Below are 5,947 nucleotides of genomic sequence, written 5' to 3'. Positions count from 1 at the left end.
CCCGCCGCCCCCCCCCCCCCCCCCCCCCCCCCCCCCCCCCCCCCCCCGCCTCTCCCTCTCCCCGAGGAGAGGGGAAACTGAGCCGAGTTCCCCGACACCTCTCCTTGGGAAGAGGTCGAAATCGCGCAGCGATTTCGGGTGAGGGGGCGGCCCCGGCCCATCAGCGATCTCCTTGCCCACCCGACCGCTCCAGGGCATCGTGGCGGCCGCAGCCTGACGGGAGGAGTGCCGGCGTGAGCATCGAGTTCCTGATCACCTCGTTCATCATCGTCGCCTCGCCCGGTACCGGCGCGCTGTTCACCATCGCCGCCGGGCTGACCCGCGGGTCGCGCGCCAGCGTGATCGCCGCCTTCGGCTGCACCCTAGGCATCGTGCCGCATCTGGCGGCGGCGATCCTGGGGCTGGCGGCGCTGCTGCACACCAGCGCCCTGGCCTTCGAGATCTTCAAATATCTCGGCGTCGCCTATCTGCTGTGGATGGCCTGGAGCACGCTGCGCGAGCACGGCGCGCTGAAGGTGGATAAGCAGGCCGGCGGCCGGTCGGCGTTGCAGGTCACGGTGACCGCGATCCTGATCAACATCCTGAACCCGAAGCTGTCGATCTTCTTCGTCGCCTTCCTGCCACAGTTCGTCAGCACCACCGAGGCCCAGCCGCTGGCCCGGATGCTGGAGCTGAGCGGCGTGTTCATGCTGATGACCTTCGCGGTCTTCGCCGTCTACGGCCTGTTCGCCGCGGCGATGCGCGACCATGTGATCACGCGCCCGCGGGTCATGACCTGGATGCGCCGCAGCTTCGCCGCCGCCTTCGTCGCCCTCGGCGCCAAGCTGGCGCTGGCCGAGCGCTGACCCGGCGGAACGCCCCCGCTTCCCCCGCCGTTCCACCTTGCAGGTGCGGTATCGGTGGGAAGCCTCGATGGCGACGTCGGCGTCGATGGAAGACGGGCACGGCCGCGATGCGCGCTCGCCGGCCGAGATCCCGCGGCGCGGCTGGCTCGACATCCTGTGGCGGGTCTGGGCCGAGATCGATGACGACCGGGTCTTCGCCCTTGCCGGCGGCGTCGCCTACTACGCCCTGCTGGCCCTGTTTCCCGCGATCGGCGTGGTCGTGTCGCTGTACGGCTTCGTGGCCGACCCCGCCACGGTCGAGCGGGACATCGCCGAGTTGGCCTTCATCCTGCCGAGCGGCGGGATGGAGGTGATCGGCGGCCATCTGCACCGCATCGCCAGCCAGCCCCGGCAGGCCCTCGGCTTCGCCTTCTTCGCCGGCCTCGCCATCTCGCTGTGGAGCGCGAATGCCGGGATGAAGGCGCTGTTCGATGCGCTGAACGTCGTCTATGACGAAACCGAGAAGCGCGGGTTCTTCCGGCTGAACGCCGTCTCGCTGCTGTTCACGGCGCTCGCCCTCGTCTTCGTCGTCCTGGCCCTCATCGCCGTCGTCGTCGTGCCGGTGGTTCTCAACTTCGTCGGCCTCGGATCGGCCGCCGGCACCCTGGTCTGGCTGCTGCGCTGGCCCGCGCTGCTGGTGCTGACCATCGTCGGATTGTCGCTGCTGTACCGGTTCGGCCCGAGCCGACGGGAACCGCGCTGGCAATGGATCAGCTGGGGCAGCGCTCTGGCGGCGCTGGTCTGGATCGGCGGGTCGATGCTGTTCTCCTGGTATGTCGCCCGCTTCGGCGATTACGACGCGGCCTACGGCTCGCTCGGGGCGGTGATCGGCTTCCTGACCTGGATCTGGCTGTCGACGGTCGTGTTCCTGATCGGCGCCGAGCTGAACGCGGAGATGGAGCACCAGACCGCCCGGGACAGCACCGTCGACGGCGACAAGCCGATGGGCCGGCGCGGCGCGGTGATGGCCGACACGCTCGGGAAGATCAGACCCTGGCGCCACGACGCATCGGACGGATGATCGCCCCGCCGGCCGACGACATCTCGGGGAATTCATTGATCGAGCGTTCAGAGAATTCTTGATCTGCGGCCGCGATGCCCCGAGGCTGGTCCCGTCGACAACACGTGAACGGACCGGAGGCCATGGCCCGCACCCGCGCCCATGATTACGACGACAAGCGGCGGGCGATCCTGCACCGGACGGCGGAGCTGTTCGCCCGGCACGGCTTCACCGGCGCCTCGATCACCAAGATCGCCGAGGCCTGCGGCATCTCGAAGGCCCTGCTGTACCACTATTACCGCGACAAGGACGCGGTGCTGTTCGACATCCTGGCCGAGCATCTGTCGCTGCTGGTCGCGGCGGTGGAGGCGGCAGCGGCCACCCGGGCCAGCGCCCGCGAGCGGCTGCATGCGATCGTCGCCGCCCTGCTCGATTCCTATCGCGACGCCGATGCCGAGCACCAGGTGCAGATCACCAGCCTGAAGCTCCTGCCGCCGGAGCAGCAGGAGCAGTTGAAGGACATGGAGCGGACGCTGGTCCGGATCTTCGCCGAGGCGCTGGCTGCGGCGGTGCCGCATGCAGCGGCCGACCGCAGCCTGCTGATGCCGCTGACCATGTCGCTGTTCGGCATGCTGAACTGGCACTATCTCTGGTTCCGCGAGGGCAAGGGGCTGAGCCGCGCCGACTATGCCCGGCTGGCGACCGAGCTGGTGCTGTCCGGCGCCGCGAACGCGGTGGCGGCGGTGCGGCCGGCCGATGGCAGGGTCCGCCGGCGAATGGAAACCGCCTGACCGACGCCGTGCCTGCCCCCCGCATTGCCCTGCGCCGGATCCTGGACAGCCTGAAGGCCGAGCCGTCGCGCACCTGGTCGATCATCATCACCGTCTATGGCGACGCGATCGTGCCGCGCGGCGGGTCGCTGTGGCTCGGCACCCTGTCCGCCTTCCTGCACGCCCTCGGCATCGGCGACGGGGTGGTGCGGACGGCGATGTCGCGGCTGGCCGCCGATGGCTGGCTGGAGCGCAGCCGGGTCGGCCGCAACAGCTTCTACCGCTTGGCCGAGCGCGGGCGGGAGACGTTCCGGACCGCCACCGAGCACATCTACAACGCCCATCCGCCGCCCCCCGGCATCGGCTTTGAGCTGGTGCTGCTGGGCAATGGCGGCGATCGGGAGGCGGCGCGGTCGGCGCTGCAGGATGCCGGCTTCGGCAGCGCCACACCCGGTGTCTGGGTGGCGCCGGCCGGAACCGCGATCCCGCCGGCGGCGGCCGATGCGCTGCGGCTGGATGCGACGGCCGATGCCGAGACGCGGCGTCGGCTGGCGGCAATGAGCTGGCCGCTGGACCAGACGGCCGCCGCCTATCGCCACTTCCTCGAGGCCTTCGAGCCGCTGCGGGCGGCGCTGGCGGCGGGCGGCGCGCTGTCCGACCAGGACAGCTTCATCGCCCGCATCCTGCTGATCCACGCCTGGCGCCGCATCGTGCTGCGCGACCCGGTGCTGCCGGCCGACCTGCTGCCGCCGGACTGGCCCGGCGCCGCCGCCCGTGCCCTCTGCGCCGATCTCTACCATCGGCTGTTGCCGGCCTCGGAGCGCTGGCTCGACGCGAACGGCCAGGCCGAATCCGGCCCCCTCCCCCCGCCCGGCCCGGAGCTCGGGGCGCGGTTCCGGTAGGAGCAACGACGGACTCGTAGGTTGGGTTCGCGACAGCGAACCCAACACTGTTTCAGCGGCACGAAGTTGGGTTCGCCAGGGGGAACCCAACTTACGATATGTTACCAAAATCATTGATTATTAATTTTTCTGTGACATATAATTGGGTCAAGGTCAGGGGAGGCTGGACGCCATGTACACGCAAGCCCTCAACGCCACCGATCAAGCCGCCAGGCCGGTCGAGGACGCTGCCCTCGCCGCCCGCTTCCAGGAACGGATCGACGCCGAGGACCGGATCGAGCCGAATGACTGGATGCCGGAGGCCTATCGCAAGACCCTGACGCGGCAGATCTCGCAGCACGCCCATTCCGAGATCGTCGGCATGCTGCCGGAGGGCAACTGGATCACCCGGGCGCCGACGCTGCGGCGCAAGGCGGCACTGCTGGCCAAGGTGCAGGACGAGTGCGGCCACGGCCTCTACCTCTACGCCGCGGCCGAGACGCTGGGCACGGCGCGGGAGGAGCTGGTGGACCAGTTGCTGACCGGCCGCGCGAAATACTCCTCGATCTTCAACTACCCGACCCTGACCTGGGCCGATATCGGCGCCATCGGCTGGCTGGTCGACGGCGCCGCGATCATGAACCAGATCCCGCTGTGCCGCTGCTCCTATGGGCCTTACGCCCGCGCCATGATCCGGGTGTGCAAGGAGGAATCCTTCCACCAGCGCCAGGGCTACGAGATCATGGTCACCCTGGCCCGCGGCACGCCGGAGCAGAAGGCGATGGCCCAGGACGCGCTGGACCGCTGGTGGTGGCCGTGCCTGATGATGTTCGGCCCCCCGGATTCCGCCAGCCAGCACAGCGACACCTCGATGAAGTGGAAGATCAAGCGCTTCTCGAATGACGAGCTGCGTCAGAAGTTCATCGACGCCACCGTGCCGCAGGCCCGGTTCATCGGCCTGTTCCCGCCCGATCCGGAGCTGCGCTTCGACGAGGAGACCGGGCATTGGCAGCATGGGCCGATCGACTGGGACGAGTTCAAGCAGGTCCTGGCCGGCAACGGCCCATGCAACCGCGACCGGATGGCGGCGCGGCGCAAGGCCCATGACGATGGCGCCTGGGTGCGCGAGGCCGCGCTGGCCTATGCCGAAAAGCGCCGCGCCCGCGCCGCCGCCTGACCGGGAGAAGGGCCCATGACCACGCAGAATTTTCCCCTCTGGGAAGTCTTCATCCGCAGCCGCAACGGGCTGGCGCACAAGCATGTCGGGTCGCTGCACGCGGCCGACCCGACCATGGCGCTGCAAGCGGCGCGCGACCTCTACACCCGCCGAGGCGAGGGGCTGTCGATCTGGGTGGTGCCGTCCAACGCCATCACCGCCTCCGACCCCGCCGACAAGGGCATGATGTTCGAGCCGGCGGCCAGCAAGATCTACCGCCACCCGACCTTCTACGACGTGCCCGACGAGATCGGGCATATGTGATGGCCGCGGCCATGATCACCGTCGCCGAGACGCCGCTGGTCCGCTATGCCCTGGCGCGGGCCGACGACGCCCTGATCCTGGGCCACCGCCTGTCCGAATGGTGCGGCCACGCGCCGATGATGGAAGAGGACATGGCCCTGGCCAATATCGGGCTCGACCTGATCGGCCAAGCCCGCGCCCTCTACGGCTATGCCGCGGAGGTCGAGGCCGCCGGCAACGACGAGGACCGCTACGCCTATCTGCGCGACGTGCGGCAGTACCGCAACCTGCTGCTGGTCGAGCAGCCGAACGGCGACTTCGCCCGCACCATCCTCCGCCAGCTGTTCTACTCCGCCTTCGCCGATCCCTATTGGCGGGCCATGACCGCTTCCACCGACCCGACCCTGGCGGCGATCGCCGCGAAGGCGGAGAAGGAGAGCGCCTACCATCTGCGCCATACCGCGGAATGGGTGATCCGCCTCGGCGACGGCACCGAGGAAAGCCATGCCCGGGCCCAGGCGGCGGTGGAGGAGTTGTGGCCCTACATCGGCGAGGTCTTCATGCCGGATGAGGCCGAAAGCGAGCTGGTCCGGCAGGGCGTCGCGATCGATCCCGAGAGCCTGCGCGAGACCTGGTCCGAGACGGTGACCGCTGTGCTGGCCGAGGCGACGCTGACCACGCCGCCTGCCGGCTGGACCCAGCGCGGCGGCCGCGACGGCCGGCACAGCGAGCATCTCGGCCATCTGCTGAGCGAGTTGCAGTATCTGCAGCGCAGCTATCCGGGGGCGAAGTGGTGACCGCGCGGCCCCATCCCCCTCACCCTCCCGTCGCTTCGCGCCGGGCCCCTCCCTCTCCCCGAGGAGAGGGGAATAAGAGCCGCAGCCTCTTCACCTCTCCTTGGGGAGAGGTCGAAATAGCGTGAGCGATTTGGGGTGAGGGGGTGGCTACGGCCT

The 5,947-nt window shown here is 69.4% G+C and carries 7 protein-coding genes; all 7 read left to right on the top strand.

Annotation, left to right across the window (positions count from 1 at the left end; all coding sequences use genetic code 11):
* Window positions 1–233: 233 nt before the first annotated feature.
* The 7 genes from AAHM41_RS38265 to paaC all read left to right on the top strand — a co-directional run bounded on the left by AAHM41_RS38265 (window position 234) and on the right by paaC (window position 5,791).
* Complete coding sequence (locus AAHM41_RS38265) at window positions 234–845, top strand: LysE family translocator (RefSeq protein ID WP_342241883.1); 612 nt, start codon at window positions 234–236, stop codon at window positions 843–845.
* A gap of 67 nt (window positions 846–912) precedes the next feature.
* Window positions 913–1,905, top strand: coding sequence for a YihY/virulence factor BrkB family protein (locus AAHM41_RS38260; protein WP_342241882.1), 993 nt, complete (start codon window positions 913–915; stop codon window positions 1,903–1,905).
* 122 nt (window positions 1,906–2,027) lie between these two features.
* On the top strand, window positions 2,028–2,675 hold the full coding sequence (locus AAHM41_RS38255) for a TetR/AcrR family transcriptional regulator (RefSeq protein ID WP_342241881.1): 648 nt from the start codon (window positions 2,028–2,030) through the stop codon (window positions 2,673–2,675).
* Window positions 2,676–2,683: 8 nt separating this feature from the next.
* On the top strand, window positions 2,684–3,556 hold the full coding sequence (gene paaX, locus AAHM41_RS38250) for a phenylacetic acid degradation operon negative regulatory protein PaaX (protein ID WP_342241880.1): 873 nt from the start codon (window positions 2,684–2,686) through the stop codon (window positions 3,554–3,556).
* Between the two features lie 172 nt (window positions 3,557–3,728).
* Complete coding sequence (paaA, locus tag AAHM41_RS38245) at window positions 3,729–4,712, top strand: 1,2-phenylacetyl-CoA epoxidase subunit PaaA (RefSeq protein WP_342241879.1); 984 nt, start codon at window positions 3,729–3,731, stop codon at window positions 4,710–4,712.
* A 15-nt stretch (window positions 4,713–4,727) separates the two neighbouring features.
* On the top strand, window positions 4,728–5,015 hold the full coding sequence (paaB, locus tag AAHM41_RS38240) for a 1,2-phenylacetyl-CoA epoxidase subunit PaaB (RefSeq protein WP_138888754.1): 288 nt from the start codon (window positions 4,728–4,730) through the stop codon (window positions 5,013–5,015).
* Complete coding sequence (gene paaC, locus AAHM41_RS38235; protein ID WP_342241878.1) at window positions 5,015–5,791, top strand: 1,2-phenylacetyl-CoA epoxidase subunit PaaC; 777 nt, start codon at window positions 5,015–5,017, stop codon at window positions 5,789–5,791. Before paaB ends, paaC begins: the two co-directional genes overlap by 1 nt.
* Window positions 5,792–5,947: the final 156 nt, after the last annotated feature.

Source organism: Inquilinus sp. OTU3971 (assembly GCF_038440215.1).
The sequence above is the reverse complement of the archived record's forward strand: the minus strand, read 5'-3'. Positions and strand labels throughout refer to the sequence as shown.

Bases quoted from the DNA above. Each gene is read 5' to 3' on its own strand.
- AAHM41_RS38260 (WP_342241882.1), top strand. From the start codon at position 913: ATGGCGACGTCGGCGTCGATGGAAGACGGGCACGGCCGCGATGCGCGC.
- paaA (WP_342241879.1), top strand. From the start codon at position 3,729: ATGTACACGCAAGCCCTCAACGCCACCGATCAAGCCGCCAGGCCGGTC.
- AAHM41_RS38255 (WP_342241881.1), top strand. From the start codon at position 2,028: ATGGCCCGCACCCGCGCCCATGATTACGACGACAAGCGGCGGGCGATC.
- paaC (WP_342241878.1), top strand. From the start codon at position 5,015: ATGGCCGCGGCCATGATCACCGTCGCCGAGACGCCGCTGGTCCGCTAT.
- paaB (WP_138888754.1), top strand. From the start codon at position 4,728: ATGACCACGCAGAATTTTCCCCTCTGGGAAGTCTTCATCCGCAGCCGC.